This is a genomic window from Chloroflexota bacterium (assembly GCA_026389585.1).
Lineage (GTDB): Bacteria > Chloroflexota > Dehalococcoidia > UBA2247 > RBG-13-53-26 > JAPLHP01.
Genome location: JAPLHP010000087.1, coordinates 1 through 15,262 on the forward strand (window position 1 = coordinate 1; position 15,262 = coordinate 15,262).

At 50.9% G+C, this 15,262-nt stretch carries 12 protein-coding genes; 11 read left to right on the forward strand and 1 reads right to left on the reverse strand.

Annotation, left to right across the window (positions count from 1 at the left end):
* The first annotated feature begins 479 nt into the window (after positions 1-479).
* Positions 480-1,763, forward strand: a complete 1,284-nt coding sequence (locus NTZ04_07925) for a radical SAM protein (GenBank protein ID MCX5992231.1) — start codon at positions 480-482, stop codon at positions 1,761-1,763.
* A gap of 53 nt (positions 1,764-1,816) precedes the next feature.
* Here NTZ04_07925 and NTZ04_07930 read toward each other — a convergent pair whose 3' ends face one another.
* Positions 1,817-2,830: an NAD-dependent epimerase/dehydratase family protein gene (locus NTZ04_07930; protein MCX5992232.1), complete on the reverse strand. Its 1,014-nt coding sequence runs from the start codon at positions 2,828-2,830 to the stop codon at positions 1,817-1,819.
* 313 nt (positions 2,831-3,143) lie between these two features.
* On the opposite strand from NTZ04_07930, the gene NTZ04_07935 reads away from it, so the two are divergent.
* The 10 genes from NTZ04_07935 (at position 3,144) to fusA (ending at position 15,262) form a co-directional block, all read left to right on the forward strand.
* Positions 3,144-3,401: a PQ-loop domain-containing transporter gene (locus NTZ04_07935; protein MCX5992233.1), complete on the forward strand. Its 258-nt coding sequence runs from the start codon at positions 3,144-3,146 to the stop codon at positions 3,399-3,401.
* A 253-nt stretch (positions 3,402-3,654) separates the two neighbouring features.
* Positions 3,655-4,251, forward strand: coding sequence for a bifunctional pyr operon transcriptional regulator/uracil phosphoribosyltransferase PyrR (gene pyrR / locus NTZ04_07940; GenBank protein ID MCX5992234.1), 597 nt, complete (start codon positions 3,655-3,657; stop codon positions 4,249-4,251).
* Positions 4,248-5,648: an aspartate carbamoyltransferase gene (gene pyrB, locus NTZ04_07945; GenBank protein MCX5992235.1), complete on the forward strand. Its 1,401-nt coding sequence runs from the start codon at positions 4,248-4,250 to the stop codon at positions 5,646-5,648. The genes pyrR and pyrB overlap by 4 nt, the downstream gene beginning before the upstream one ends.
* 30 nt (positions 5,649-5,678) lie before the next feature.
* A complete protein-coding gene (locus tag NTZ04_07950) occupies positions 5,679-7,034 on the forward strand; it encodes a dihydroorotase (protein MCX5992236.1) in 1,356 nt (451 codons plus the stop codon).
* A gap of 135 nt (positions 7,035-7,169) precedes the next feature.
* Positions 7,170-10,373, forward strand: coding sequence for a carbamoyl-phosphate synthase large subunit (carB, locus tag NTZ04_07955; GenBank protein MCX5992237.1), 3,204 nt, complete (start codon positions 7,170-7,172; stop codon positions 10,371-10,373).
* A gap of 68 nt (positions 10,374-10,441) precedes the next feature.
* Positions 10,442-11,200, forward strand: coding sequence for a dihydroorotate dehydrogenase electron transfer subunit (locus NTZ04_07960; protein MCX5992238.1), 759 nt, complete (start codon positions 10,442-10,444; stop codon positions 11,198-11,200).
* A 15-nt stretch (positions 11,201-11,215) separates the two neighbouring features.
* The gene (locus tag NTZ04_07965; GenBank protein ID MCX5992239.1) at positions 11,216-11,632 is read left to right on the forward strand and encodes a secondary thiamine-phosphate synthase enzyme YjbQ; all 417 of its coding nucleotides are present in this window, start codon (positions 11,216-11,218) and stop codon (positions 11,630-11,632) included.
* Between the two features lie 489 nt (positions 11,633-12,121).
* Positions 12,122-12,556, forward strand: a complete 435-nt coding sequence (rpsL, locus tag NTZ04_07970) for a 30S ribosomal protein S12 (GenBank protein ID MCX5992240.1) — start codon at positions 12,122-12,124, stop codon at positions 12,554-12,556.
* A gap of 70 nt (positions 12,557-12,626) precedes the next feature.
* Complete coding sequence (rpsG, locus tag NTZ04_07975) at positions 12,627-13,097, forward strand: 30S ribosomal protein S7 (GenBank protein MCX5992241.1); 471 nt, start codon at positions 12,627-12,629, stop codon at positions 13,095-13,097.
* 80 nt (positions 13,098-13,177) lie between these two features.
* A complete protein-coding gene (fusA, locus tag NTZ04_07980) occupies positions 13,178-15,262 on the forward strand; it encodes an elongation factor G (GenBank protein ID MCX5992242.1) in 2,085 nt (694 codons plus the stop codon).

Below are 15,262 nucleotides of genomic sequence, written 5' to 3' on the forward strand. Positions count from 1 at the left end.
CCGGCAAGGTGCTACAGGCAGTGGGAGTGGCAGTCCCACCCCCGGTCACACCTATCACCAATGTGGTGCCAAGGAACTGACCCATACGATGGTTCCCGTTCAGAATCGCCCTTTCCCCTCCCAAACTGTAGAATTCGGGTAATACCTATGCTGAGCGTGGGCGACCTTGATTTTTGACTTCTTCTAGGCATGGCCAACCTATTACTCGGACAGGCTCCTAGGAGGGTGGGTCACGAGTATTTGCCCAAAGCTAGGCTGGGCGCAAGCGAACGGTTGTTTTGTGCCTAACTTATCCGCGTTGTCCGAGTGGTGACCCACCCTCCTAGTAGTTCCAGTGCACCCAGCTTGGTTAGCGTCTTTTTGGTGGGTCTCTGTTGCTTGACATTGGTGGTGTGATGATGGCTATTATTGATTTTGGGTGGCAATTGGGTGTGGTATGTTTTTGCTGAGGATCGGAGTGTGATGCTCAGGCTATTCGGTTGGGCAATAGAGGCGTAATTGTGGTCGATTATGACAGTGGTGCAGTATCTGGCCGCTACCGCATTGATAATTCCAAGGCAAAGCGGTGGTGGTTTGAGCTCGGTCCAATCAGGCCGCCCAGCGAGGGCCGTGACCACTCGCTGCTTATCAGGGCGACACGCAACTGTCCCTGGAATAGATGCCATTTCTGCAATGTCTACAAAGGGCAGAAGTTTCAGTATCGCGGCGTAGCTGAAATCAAAGAAGATGTTGATGCAGCTCGGGCTTTGGCTGCAGAACTGAAGACGGCTTCGTGGCAACTGGGAATGGGTGGGAAGATTGACAGGGTTGTTCTGAGCGCTTTAATAAACGGCAACCCCGAGTTCTATGGTAGCGATTCATCTGATGCCGATGGGGTAGAGTTGCGGATAAACAGCTTGGTCAACGTGGCCAACTGGCTGGCCTCCGGCGGACGCACTGTTTTCCTTCAGGATGCCGATACTCTTATCATGAGGCCCCGTGAGCTGATTGAGGTATTGAAGTATCTCAGGGAGAGCTTTCCCAGCATTGAGCGGATCACCTCATATGCGAGGGCAAAGACCTTGTCCAGGAGATCGCCAGAGGAATTGAAGGAACTGCACGAAGTTGGGCTCTCCCGCCTGCATGTTGGTCTGGAATCTGGGGCTGACGAGGTGTTGGGATATATGGGGAAGGGTGTCACTGCTGCGGAGCAAATCAAAGGAGGGCGTGTTGTGGTGGAGTCAGGCATATCACTCTCGGAGTATGTTATGCCTGGCCTGGGAGGGAAGAAATGGTCAGAAAGGCATGCCATGGAGTCGGCGCGGGTGCTGAATGAAATAGGCCCTCATTTTATCAGATTGAGGAGTCTGGCGGCGAGGAAGGGATCTCCTCTGTATGAACAAATGATCTGCGGGGACTTCCAAATGCTGAATGAGGATGAGGTGGTCAGCGAAATCGGTCTTTTCATCGAGAACCTTGATTGCCATTCCTATCTGGCCAGCGATCAGATGGCTAACCTGTTGTGGGAGGTGGAGGGTCAGCTGCCTCAGGACAAGCAGGCCATGCTGGATACCATATCCAGATACCTGTCAATGCGGCCCGTGGAGCGGTTGCAGTTCTGCCGGGAGCGGAGGCGGAGGTCATTCTTTAGCATTTATGGGAGCTTGCCTCCGGAGGTTCAAGAGGAGGTACAACGAGCTGCCAGTGCTATTGAGTCCGAGGCTCCTGATGCTGCGGAAAGGGTGAACAAGGCTCTTATTACCCTGAAACAGGGCTTCTTATAGTTGTCTGGTGATGGCTACCTCTGTAGTTTACTTCCTTGGGCTCATCAGGCAGATTACTTCTTTTTGTCGTGAGCCCGGCGCCACTCAACATAGTGCTTGGTGCCCTCATCTATTGAGACCTTGGGCTCCCATGCCAGTTCTCTCTGGGCCTTGGAGCCGTCTAGAAGACACTCGGTGCGCATGATATCGATGCTATAGCGATTCAGGAAGGGCATCTCTTTTGCCCGCCGCAGCGTTGCTATCCCCTCCATGAGGCAGCACCAGACATAGGCAACAGAGTACGGCATGGTTCCATGGATTCTTCTGCCGCCCTGGGCCCGTATCATAGCCTTAGTGAACTCTTTAAGCCTGACTGGTTCAAGGGGAGCTACATTGTAAACCTGGCCTATGGCCTTGTCACTGGTGGCTGCGAGAATGGCTAGGTCAGCTATGTCAGACACATATACGACAGCGTATCGGGGATTGACCCTTCCTGGCCACAATACGATGGGGAAGGACACATAGCGGTAAATCCGGTCGGCAAGGAGTCTATCTCTGGGGCCGTAGGCTGCGCCTATTCTGATCATCGAGACTTTAATCTTGCCTTGTCTGTGGTGCTCCCAGCAAGCCTGTTCAGCCAGCAATTTGGCGTAGTCGTAATAGGTATCGGGGCTAAAACATGCGGCACAGGGTGTGGTCTCGTCAGCCGGAATGTCTCCCTTGAAACAGGCATCACCGTAAACAGTGTAGGAGCTTACTTGTAGAAAACGGGGGACTTTTTCTTGAGCACTGGCCTTTAGTAGATTCTCCGTGCCCTTAACAGTTGTGGCCTCGAACTCCTGCCAGGTTCCCCAGCCGGGTGTAACCTTGGCTGCTGCGTGGAATACTATGTCGATCCCTTTAACAGCAGGTAGCAGACTCTCATAGTCTTGGACATCACCGAAAACGATCTCTACGCCGCTGGCCTTGAGGTGAGTGAGATCGGATGTCTTGCGGGACAGGGCGCGGACCTCATAGCCTTTTTCTATGAGACGTTCCACCAGACCACTTCCCACGCATCCGGTACTTCCAGTAACCAGTGCCTTCATAGCCCCCCCTTTTTTGTTGATAACTGGCTTCTGTTTTTCAGGATTTAGTTCTTCAAACTCTTGAGGGGGCTAATTCTTGGCCCCCTTCCTCTGCCTGTGTTAGCCATGATATCCACGTACCACTTGACTGTCAAGCCAGATTCAGGTTTGGGATCGGTTTACATTCCCCAAATTGAAGCTCAAAATGATAGCGTACCATTCTGAAGGGATCTGTGCCTGTTGCATGGTATAATAACCTCCTTATCATGTTGTGCTGGCGAAGAGTAACATCCGTTGTCGATAGAAAATAGCGCCGTGAGGTCGGAGGTTGAAATTGGATTGGACGGACATTTTGGGGTTCATTGCGGGTGCTTTTATAACTTTGGCCTTCATTCCTCAAGTGTGGCGTCTCTACAAACTCAAGAGTGCCCGTGAGATAAGCTTGTCTTTCAGCATGCTTTTCCTGGTGGGAGGTATCTGCTGGCTCCTGTGGGGGATTGAGCGACATCTTGTGCCAGTCATCATGTGGAACGCCATATCACTGGTGCTTGTAAGTGCTATGCTGTTCGCCAAGTTGAAGTATCGTGAATAGTCCTGGACATTAGTCTCAAAGGCCAGTTGCCATGGGGTTGAGGATATGCTACCATTACAACAATCTTGGAAAGTAGGGGCATCTCAGAAGGGGTGCTGACTCTCAAGGTGGGTTAGTCAAAGTTTAAAAACTGGGCCTTTAAGCCAGTCCAGCGAGGCTGGCAAGGGATATAGGGTTGTAGCCCTCAAACTCTAGGCAATGTCGGGGCAACTAGACTGAAAACCTCTTGCCAGCCTGGCAAGAGGTTTTTTATATGCCTGAGAAAGTGATTATGTCTGCTGAGGAGATGCGGCGAGCTCTGACGCGCATTGCCCATGAGGTTATTGAGAGAAACCATGGCTGTGAGGATCTCGTTTTCATCGGCGTATATACCAGAGGGGTGCCCTTGGCTACGCGGATAGCTGCATCTGTAAAGGAAATTGAGAAGGTGAACATATCCGTGGGAGCGTTAGATATTGGCCCGTACCGAGATGACCTTTCCTTCCTCGAATCGCCTCCCATGATTCGGCCCAGTGACATTCCAGGTGATGTTGCTGGCAAGCGTGTTGTGTTGGTAGATGACGTCATTTATACCGGCAGGAGCATTCGTGCTGCTATGGACGCCATCATCGACTTCGGACGTCCCCAACGTATTCAGTTGGCGGTTCTTGTTGACCGTGGGCATCGTGAGCTGCCCATTCGGCCCGATTACGTTGGTAAAAACGTTCCTACATCAATGAAGGAGGAGATAGAGGTGAGGCTGCAAGAAGTTGATGGCAGGGATGAGGTTGTGATTGTGAATCGGGCTGGTGTACAGCCTGTTGGGAAGAGGATTTCTGGAAAGTCTTCCGGATTGGAGGAATTGCCATGAGTCTAGCAAATAGAAGCCTGGTGGCCATGGATGATCTATCCAACGAAGAGATTGAGTCAGTCTTTTCTTTGGCCGACGAGATGGCTGGCTCAATGAATGAGCAGTCCAGTGTATGCCAGGGGAAGATCATGGCTAGTCTCTTCTTCGAACCGAGTACCAGGACACGCCTGTCTTTCGAGGCTGCCATGCTTAGACTTGGAGGACATGTCATCACTGCAGTGGATATAGGCGCCACCTCCCTTGCCAAGGGCGAAAGCATTGCCGATATGGCCAGGGTGGTGGGAAGTTATGCCGATATCATCGTCATCAGACACCCCTGGGAGGGTTCGGCCAGAGTAGTGGCAGACTATGCTGGTGTGCCTGTGATCAATGCCGGCGATGGAGGGCATGAACATCCCACCCAGACCTTGTTAGACCTCTACACCATCAAGAAGGAGAGAAAGGCTATCAAGGGCTTGAAGATTGCCCTCTGGGGCGATCTGAAATACGGGAGGACAGTACATTCCCTTGCCTGTGCTTTGGCGAGGTTTGGTGCTACTATTCTCTTCCGTCCTGCTCCGGGCCTTGAGATGCCAGACCATGTCGTCCGGAAGTTGACCACCGAGTATGGGGGTGAGTTGCGAAGACCTGAGGCTGCCGATCAGGTGGGAAAGGGGGGGCTCTTTTCTCTGGATGCCATATATGTGACGCCGACTATCCCTCATCAACTGGCTATGATGCCTGATATCAGCATCCAGGTTGAGCTGGAAAAGGGGGTTGATGCCATTTATGTCACCAGATTTCAAAGAGAAAGGCATGATTCTGTGGCAGGCGGGGATGATGTAAAGAAGGGCTATCCGATAGTGGACAAGAAGCTACTTGAGGAAAAGGTGTTCAAGGAAACACTTGTTATGCACCCGCTGCCACGTATTGATGAGCTTGCCCATGAATTGGATACTGACAGAAGAAGCATGTACTTCAAACAGGCTGCCCGAGGAGTGCCCGTCAGGATGGCTCTGATAAGCCTTCTGCTGGGAGCAAGGAAGGTTGATATTCTCAGGGCAGAAGAGCCGGCTTTGGTTCGAAAGTTAGACTATCCTGTGTATGATCGTGGATTTGGTGTCCGATGCCAGAACCGAAACTGCGTGTCAGTCAATGAGGAGAGGTACATCAAGCCTGAGTTCAGGATTGTAAGCCGCGAGCCATTGACTCTGACGTGTATCTACTGTGAACATGAGACCTTCCCGAGATATGTGGCCAGCACAGAGTGGCATGAAAGGACTGTGGAGAGCAAGAGGTATCATAGGGCTGATAGCCACTTGGCTCGGAAGATAAAGCCAGAGAACCTGATTATCTTCGATTCAGAGAATGAAGCCCAGGCCCGGGGGTTCAAGCCAGGTAGGTATGCAGGCAGTTAAATTCAGGATTTGGGGTGAGTGGTGAGGGGTATTGCTGTGCTCATCAGCGGTGGTCGCATCATTGACCCTGGCGGGAGCATAGATAAGGTTGGCGATTTGCTCATGGTGGGAGGCAGAATCGCCTGGATTGGCGAAAGCGGCCGAGCTCCTGATCAACCAGAATGCATTGTTTTAGCTGCCAGAGGGATGGTCGTCTCTCCTGGCTTTATTGATCTCCACTGCCATCTTCGGGAGCCGGGGTTTGAGGAAAAGGAGACTATAGCTACTGGGACAAAGGCGGCTGCGCGGGGAGGTTTTACCACCATTTGTTGTATGCCCAATACCTCTCCGCCCATCGACACTCCAGCCACAGTGGAGTACGTTGCAAGTAAGGCGAATACGGAGGGGGTGGTTCGGGTTCTTCCGATTGGGTGTATCACCAGGGGGCAGCGAGGTGAAGAGCTTGTTGACATGAAGGATTTGGCCAAGGCAGGGGTGGTTGCCTTTAGTGACGATGGCAAACCGGTTTCAAGTTCGCAGCTTATGCGTCTTGCTTTAGAGCGTAGTCGTCTTCTTGATTTGCCAATCATCGATCATTGTGAAGATGCCTCCTTGACTGCTGGTGGCGTGATGAATGAGGGTCTGGTATCTGCCAAGCTGGGATTGAAAGGAATGCCAACGGCAGCAGAGGAGACTATGATTGCCCGGGATATTGAACTTGCACGGCTCACTGGTGGCAGAGTTCATGTTGCTCATGTGAGCACCGCTGGTTCTGTCGGGCTTATTAGCCGTGCCAGGGAGAATCACATTGATGTTACTGCTGAAGTCACCCCTCACCATTTGACGCTCACTGAAGAGAAAGTCATCGGCTATGACACCAGCGCCAAGGTTAATCCTCCACTGCGGACTAACCAGGATGTGGAGGCACTGATCCAGGGGGTGAGAGATGGTGTTATAGATGCTATTGCCACTGATCATGCGCCCCATGCTGCTCATGACAAGTCTGGTGATTTCAACTCGGCAGCCTTCGGCATCAGCGGGCTGGAGACAGCTTTGGCTGTCCTGCTTACTCTGGTGCATCAGAGCAAGCTGGATTTAACAACTCTTATTGCTAGGCTCACTGCCGGGCCAGCAGGAATCCTGTGCGGGATGAGTAGCTCATCTGTAACCCCCTATGGTTACCCGGTTCCAGATGGTCTGAGCACGCTCCGAGTGGGAGCACCGGGAAATGTGACTATCTTCGATCCGGATTTCGAATGGGTGGTCGATCCTGCTCGCTTCGTTTCCAAGGGGAAGAATAACCCTTGGGCTGGATCTTTGCTCAAAGGCAAGGTGATGGTGACAGTGGTTGGAGGGGAGATCGTATACAAGGATATGCGTATCAGCATTGAGGCATTAAAGAGTTAATGCTCGGATTGGTATGGAGTCGATAGGGGCAAAAGCGAAGGTTGGACAATAAGGCAATACTAGTGCCGGGAGATATCTCTTGGTACTATAGTCATTATTGGGACAGTGTTTAGATTGTGAGTAAGGGAGGTATTTGTGCCGCGTCGGAATGACATTAGAAAGGTTCTCATAATAGGATCAGGTCCTATCATCATCGGGCAGGGGTGTGAATTTGACTATTCAGGCACCCAGGCCTGCAAAGCCTTGAGGGAAGAAGGATATGAAATAGTATTGGTCAACTCTAATCCGGCGACCATTATGACCGACCCGGGCATGGCTGATAGAACCTATATTGAACCACTGACGATGGAGAGCGTGGCCAAGATCATTGAGAGAGAAAGGCCGGATGCGCTGCTTCCCAATCTGGGGGGGCAAACCGGACTCAATCTCGCTGCCAGTCTTGACAAGGCTGGAGTATTGGATAAGTACGGGGTCGAGGTTATCGGTGTCAAGGCTGACGCTATTGAGCGGGGTGAAGACCGCATTATTTTCAAGGAGATGATGGGCAAACTAGGTATTTCTGTTCCTAAGTCTGACCCCTGTTATTCTGTGGGGGAGGCTGAACAGATAGCTGCAAGGCTGGGATATCCTGTGGTTCTACGGCCGGCGTACACACTGGGTGGAACTGGAGGAGGAATTGCCTACAACGTAGAAGAGCTGAGAACTATTGTTGCTAGAGGTCTTGCTGCCAGCCTCATCAATCAGGTTCTGGTCGAGCAGTCAGTTTTCGGATGGCAGGAGCTTGAGCTTGAAGTTGTAAGGGACCAGAAGAATCAGAAGATCACCGTGTGCTTTATCGAAAACGTTGATGCCATGGGCGTGCATACTGGCGACAGCTTCTGCGTTGCCCCCATGCTCACCATCCCGGAATCCCTGCAAGAGCGGATGCAGGAGCTTTCCTACAGGATTGTAGATGCCATTGGGGTTATAGGGGGGACTAACATCCAGTTTGCTCACAATCTCGAAGATGACAGGCTGGTGGTCATTGAGATCAACCCCCGCACCTCCCGTTCGTCTGCCCTGGCATCCAAGGCGACTGGTTTCCCGATTGCTCGCATCTCAACGAAACTGGCCACCGGCATAACTATGGATGAGATTCCTTACTGGAAAGAGGGGACGCTGGAAAAGTACAAACCAAGTGGTGATTATGTGGTTTCTAAGTTCGCTCGCTGGGCCTTTGAGAAGTTTCCTCAAGCTAAGGACGTTATAGGCACTCAGATGAAAGCGGTGGGTGAGGTAATGAGTATAGGAAAGACCTTCAAGGAATCTTTCCATAAATCCATCCGTTCTTTAGAAATCAAGAGGTATGGCCTCGGCGGTGCTAAGGATTTCAAGAAGCTTCCCCTGGAGACATTACGGATGAAGCTGGCAGTGCCTTCGAGCGAGCGCATCTTTCTGATGTACGAAGCTCTCCGCAAAGGCATGTCTGTTGAAGAGCTATACAAGTTGACCTATATTGGCCGCTGGTTCATTGGCCAGATGAAAGAGCTGGTCGAGTTTGAAGAGGAGTTGATCAAGTATAAATGGCGTGATTTGCCTGATGGAGAACTGGCTCAGGCAAAGGAGTGGGGTTTCTCAGATCTGTACCTGGCGGGCCTTTTCGGCGTGAAGGAGAAGGAAGTCAGGCAGAGAAGAATTGCCATCGGAAAACACGCACGGTTTGCTGCTGTTCCTGTCAGTGGCGTTAAGAACGCAGCCTACTATTACTCAACGTATATTGCTGAAGATGAGAGCCCGGTGTCGCCGAATAAGAAGGTGATGATATTAGGTGGTGGCCCTAACAGGATAGGCCAGGGGATTGAGTTCGATTACACCTGTGTTCATGCTGCCTTTGCTTTGAGGGATGAAGGATATGAATCTATCATGGTCAACTGCAATCCCGAGACAGTTTCCACTGACTATGATACTTCCGATAAGCTCTATTTCGAGCCGCTGACTACTGAGGATGTTTTGAACATCTATGAAAAGGAAAGACCAGTGGGTGTTATAGTCCAATTCGGCGGGCAAACTCCACTGAATATCGCTCAGGAGCTGAAGGACAGTGGTGTGAATGTTCTTGGGACCACTCCTGAGAGCATTGGTCTGGCTGAAGACAGAGAGCGCTTTAGGGAAAGGATTATCGCTCTCAATATACCCCAGCCGGAGAGTGGTACCGCGCGTTCTTTGAAAGAAGCCGTGGCCATCGCCAATATGATTGGTTACCCCCTCATGGTGCGGCCGTCCTTTGTGCTTGGCGGTCGGGGCATGAAAGTCATCTACGATGGGGATGAACTCAAGAGACACGCTGAGGAAGCTATTCAGGTCAGCCCTGAATACCCCATGCTTATCGATAGGTTCCTGGAACATGCCATTGAGACCGAAGTGGATGCCCTCTGTGATGGAGAGCACACCTTTGTTGTTGCTGTCATGGAGCATATCGAGCTGGCCGGAGTCCATTCAGGAGATGCTGCCTGTGTTATTCCTTCGAGGACAATCAAAGAAGAACACTTGAGAACCATTGAGGAATACACGGCGAAGATAGTCAGGGACTTGAGGGCAGTGGGGCTCATCAATATACAGTACGCTATATGTGATGATGTGGTTCATATTCTGGAGGCTAATCCGAGAGCTTCTCGTACCGTGCCGTTCGTATCGAAGGTGACCGGAATTCCTATTGCGCGTATTGCCACCTACCTGGTAATGGGCAAGAAACTGAAGGACTTTCCTGAGCTGAGGAAACGCACACTTCCTTACGTAGGAGTCAAAGAGGCGGTTTTCCCCTTCAATATGTTTCCAGAGGTAGACCCTGTACTGGGTCCAGAGATGAAATCCACGGGAGAGGTAATGGGGATTGCTGATACCTTTGGACTTGCTTTCTACAAGGCTGCTGAAGCTGCTGGTGCCAGACTCCCTGTGGAAGGGAATGTTCTGTTGACTATAGCGGACAAGGACAAGCCGGAGCTGCCTCCGATAGCCCGGAAAATCAAGGAACTGGGATTTCGGATCTATGCTACCGAAGGAACAGGTGCTCTTCTGACAGAGCATGGCATACCTAATACTCAAGCGAAGAAACTGCAAGAAGGTAGGCCGAACATTGCAGATTCAATCAAGAATAAGGATATTCATCTCGTGATCAATACACCAGCCGGTCGGAGCAGCAAGTATGATGATAGCTATATTCGCAAAACGGCAATCCAGTATAAGGTGCCGTATATAACTTCAATGGCAGCTGCTCAAGCCAGCGCTGAAGGTATAGAGGCTGTGAGGAAACAAGAGATTCATCCCAAGTCTCTTCAGGAGTATCAGCGAGAACTCTCATAGGGAGGGGGAATCCTGGCAAGCACCAATCGGGCTCTTGTTATGCAGCTGCTGAGAGAATACTTGAGAAGATGAAACAGGTAACCGCCATCGTCGTGTCTAATAGTGAGATAATGCCTCGGATCCATCTTGTCTGGTTGGAAGCGCCGGAAATTGCCAGGATTGCACGTCCCGGGCAATTCGTTATGGTACGGTGTGGGGACAGCCACGATCCTTTATTGCGGCGGCCATTGAGCATTCATCAGACTGACGGCTCAGGTAAAATTGCATTGCTTTTGAGTGTCGTGGGCCGAGGCACATCGTGGCTTTCTCGATGCCAGAGGGGAGATTGCCTTGACCTTGTGGGACCTCTGGGCAATGGCTTTTCTATTCAGTCTGCTTCTCGCAGGCTTCTTCTGATAGGTGGTGGAATTGGTATCGCGCCTTTGATCTTTCTGGCAGATAGAGCTCTTAGCCAGGGATGCTCGGTCACGCTTCTCGTGGGAGCTCAGGATGCCTCCTCTCTTTACCCCAGATATCTGCTGTCACCATCGATCAACCTTATCACAGCTACTGAGGATGGCTCGGAAGGGGCAAGAGGCATGGTGACTGACATTATTGGTGATCTTGCCAAGCAGACTGACCAGCTCTTTGCGTGCGGGCCAGTCTCCATGTACCAGTCTATGTTAGCCAATGAGTGCTTGATATCAAGGCCGCTCCAGGTCTCTCTGGAGATGGTGATGGGTTGTGGGGTGGGAGCATGTTACGGCTGTACCATAAAGACTGGGAATGGGCTGCGACAGGTATGTCAGGATGGGCCCGTGTTCGATCTGAATGATATTATCTGGTAGAGGAGGTGATGCCAAGTGGTGGAGGGCAGGCGGATAAGGATCAAGCCCAATGGTAATTGTGAGATTATTGACATAACTGGACAGGTAGCAAAAGAAGTTGATGGTTCACCTATCGGGAGTGGAATCGTAACTGTCTTTGCGGTTGGATCAACCGCAGGAATTGCCACGATTGAGTTTGAATCCGGGCTATTGTCTGACTTCAAGGAAATGTGGGATAGGGTGGCTCCTGTTGGTATGGACTACCAGCATAACCGTGCTTGGGGAGATGGTAATGGCCACTCGCACATGCGTGCCTCGCTTCTCAGTGCCTCTCTCACCGTACCCTTTATCAACAAGAAGATGACTTTGGGAACTTGGCAGCAGATTGTCTATGTGGATTTTGATAACCGTCCCCGATCAAGGGAGGTAGTCGTTCAGATCATAGGAGAATAGGCATCGAACGCCGGCCTGTTCACAGCTGGTATATTAGAGGCTGAGAAGATAGCTACTGAAGTACAGGGCTGTGTCTTGAGGCAGGGTTCCCGGCCTATCCCTCGATTGGCAGAGCCGCTCAGGCTATTGCCCAGCTTATCACTTACCATGAAAATCGAGGTTCGTAGGCATCTTATAGCTTTCTCTCGGTTTCACTTTAGTTGTCTCCTCTAATTGTCTTAATGTTTCCACTGCCTTCTTGTTTGCAGGACGCTGTGTTCCTTATTCCTCTTAATTCCCTTGAATAGACATGATTGAGAAAGCAGCCTAATAAGGATATTCATGGATTGCTCTTCCCAAAAGTGGACTTATTCTGAAGCCTAGTATATAATACTGGGGTTGTGTTTGGATGGTTAGTGTTTATTGTTCGCTGCCAAATCAGTCGCGGTTTATCTTGACTTTTAGTGTGGTTGATGATAAATTACAACCTCGGGTTTTTTCGTAGATAAAATGCCTACAGTTAATCAACTTGTGAGACATGGGCGGAAGAAGATCTTGCGGAGGACGAAGTGTCCATCGTTGCGCGTTGGGTTTAATTCGCTGAAGCGCCGTGTAACAAGAAGCAAGGGTTGTCCGCAGAAGAGGGGCGTTTGTATCGAGGTTAAGACCATGACCCCCAAGAAGCCAAATTCTGCCTTGCGTAAGATTGCCAGGGTGCGATTGACCAATGGAATGGAGGTCACTGCCTACATTCCTGGTGAAGGGCATAATTTGCAGGAACACTCTGTAGTGCTGATTCGGGGCGGTCGTGTAAAAGATTTGCCTGGAGTACGCTACCACATTGTGCGTGGCACCCTGGATGCCGGTGGCGTGGTTGAGCGCCGACAGGGCCGCAGTAGATATGGGGCAAAGCGGGTAAAAGGCTCGGGAGCTTCTGGAGCCTAGGGTTTCCTGGGTTGTTGAGGGGTGGGTGAAGAAAGTGCCCGAGTCTTTTTTGTGGTCTGGAGACTAGACGATGACGAGAAAAGGTAAAGTACCAAAGAGAAAGACGCCGCCTGATACCAAATATGGTAGCCAGTTGGTATCTAGGTTCACAAACAAGTTGATGAAATGGGGCAAGAAGAGGAAAGCGGAGGGGATTATATACACCGCCCTTGAGATGGCTTCAGAACAGCTAAAGAAACCACCTGTCGAGGTTTTGGAGCAGGCGATCAAGAATACGACCCCTCTCCTTCAAGTGAAAGCCCGCCGTGTTGCTGGGGCAACTTATCAGGTGCCTGTAGAGGTGAGCGGTGACCGTGGCACGGCCATGGCGATAAGGTGGCTGCTGGATGCGTCCAGATCACGAAGCGGTAAGTCAATGGCAGAGAAGCTTACTGCTGAGATTGTAGATGCTTGTCATGGGCAGGGAGTGGCGGTCAAGAGGCGTGAGGATACTCATAAGATGGCAGATGCGAACAGAGCATTTGCACACTTCAGGTGGTAGAGAAGTTGGTTACTACCAAACAGCGTTCTCGAACGATTGATATGGCTGAATCAGGTATAGTTAAGGCAAAGGCGCGGGAGATGCCCCAGGTGTTTCCCCTATCCCATGTGAGAAATATTGGGATAATTGCTCACATAGATGCCGGTAAGACTACCGTCACCGAAAGGTTTCTCTATTGCACGGGGCGTACCTACAAGATCGGGGGGGTGGATGAAGGAACGGCAGTAATGGACTGGATGGATCAGGAACGTGAGCGGGGAATCACTATTACTGCTGCGGCTACTACCTGCCACTGGCTGGAGCATTGCATTAATATCATCGATACGCCTGGGCATGTGGATTTCACTGCCGAGGTGGAACGCAGTCTGCGGGTGCTTGATGGTGGAGTGGTGGTTTTTGATGCTGTTGCAGGTGTGCAACCTCAGTCAGAGACGGTGTGGCGCCAAGCGGATAGGTACCATGTTCCCAGAATCTGTTTTATCAATAAGATGGATCGTGTGGGTGCTAATTTCCATCGGACTGTGGCCATGATAGGCAAGATCCTCGGTTCCAAAGTGGTGACTGTTCAGTTACCTTTGGGTGAGGAGAAGTCCTTTGAGGGGATTATTGATCTGGTAGAAAACAGGGCCTGTATCTTCCCGGAAGATATCAATTCTCTGCCCATGGAGATGGATATTCCTCAAGACTATCTAGAGAGAGCCAAAGAGCAGCGAGAGTTATTGGTGGAGAGGTTGGCTGAAGAGGATGATCAGTTGATGGGGGCTTATTTGGAGGGGCGCAGCATCGCGGCTTTAGATATCAAGGAGGCCTTGCGTAGGGCAACTCTAGCTAATAGGGTTGTTCCTGTTCTTTGTGGCAGTGCTTTGTGGAACAAGGGGATTCAGCCACTTCTTGATAGTGTAGTGGATTATCTTCCTTCACCTTTAGATGTGCCAGCGGTTGAGGGCACTGATCCTGAAACTGGAGCGATGGCTACACGCCCAGCGGATATAGAGGCACCTTTCTCAGCCCTTGCCTTTAAGGTGGTTACTGATCCCTTTGTTGGCAGGCTGGTGTATCTCAGGGTTTATTCAGGCAAGGCGGAATCCGGAGCAAGATTGTTCAATGCTACCAGGGATCAGAAAGAGCGCCTTGGTAGATTGCTCCTAATGCATGCGAATCATAGAGAAGACGTAAATGAGGCCTGTGCTGGCGGGATTGTTGCAGCGATAGGTTTGAAGAATACCCTCACAGGTGACACACTGTGCGATCCCGGTGCCCCTGTCATTCTTGAGAATATTCGTTTTCCTATGCCGGTGATATCGGTTGCTATTGAGGCGAAGACTAAAGCTGATCAGGACAGGATAGGGGAGGCCCTCCAGAAGTTGATGGAAGAAGATCCTACTTTCGAAACACATTATGATGAAGAAACTGGCCAGACCATCATATCCGGAATGGGTGAGCTTCATTTGGAAGTTCTGTTGGAGCGCATGCGTCGCGAGTTTAGAGTGGAGTCAAAGACAGGCAAGCCGCAGGTGGCATATAAGGAGACTATCACCGAGTCGGTGGAGGCAGAGGGAAGATTCATCAGACAGTTTGGTGGGCATGGGCAGTACGGTTGCGTGGTGCTCGGACTGGAGCCCGGCGAGAGGGGTAGCGGTTTTGCCTTTTTCAACAAGATCAAGGCTGGCGCTATACCCAGGGAATTCATCCCGGCAGTTGAAGCTGGCGTGAAGGAAGCCTTGCAGAGAGGGGTGTTGGCTAACTATCCTGTAGTTGATGTCAAAGTGACACTTCGTGATGGTAGTTTTCATGATGTGGATTCCTCCGAAATTGCTTTCAAGATGGCCGGATCAATGGCTTTTAAGGAGGGAGTGCGCCGAGCTAAACCTGTGATTCTTGAGCCCATTATGAAACTGGAAGTGTTTACTCCGGAGCAGTTCCTGGGTGATATCCTGGGAGATCTTAATGCTAGAAGAGCGCGAATTGATGGCATCGAAGCCCTGGGAGATATGAGGGTTATTCATTGTTTCATATCCTTGGGGGAGACTTTTGGCTACGCCACCGTAATCCGGTCCTTGAGCAAGGGTAAATCAACTCACTCCATGGAATTTCATCGTTATCAAGAGGTACCCTCGGGTTTGGTGGATCAGATTATTCCTAAAGCCAAGGGAAGGGTAGTTTAA

What these genes read in the sequence shown, in the direction of transcription:
- NTZ04_07930 (MCX5992232.1), bottom strand. Translation starts at nt 2,830, where the DNA reads ATGAAGGCACTGGTTACTGGAAGTACCGGATGCGTGGGAAGTGGTCTG.
- pyrR (MCX5992234.1), top strand. Translation starts at nt 3,655, where the DNA reads ATGCCTGAGAAAGTGATTATGTCTGCTGAGGAGATGCGGCGAGCTCTG.
- pyrB (MCX5992235.1), top strand. Translation starts at nt 4,248, where the DNA reads ATGAGTCTAGCAAATAGAAGCCTGGTGGCCATGGATGATCTATCCAAC.
- NTZ04_07960 (MCX5992238.1), top strand. Translation starts at nt 10,442, where the DNA reads ATGAAACAGGTAACCGCCATCGTCGTGTCTAATAGTGAGATAATGCCT.
- rpsL (MCX5992240.1), top strand. Translation starts at nt 12,122, where the DNA reads ATGCCTACAGTTAATCAACTTGTGAGACATGGGCGGAAGAAGATCTTG.
- rpsG (MCX5992241.1), top strand. Translation starts at nt 12,627, where the DNA reads ATGACGAGAAAAGGTAAAGTACCAAAGAGAAAGACGCCGCCTGATACC.
- fusA (MCX5992242.1), top strand. Translation starts at nt 13,178, where the DNA reads ATGCCCCAGGTGTTTCCCCTATCCCATGTGAGAAATATTGGGATAATT.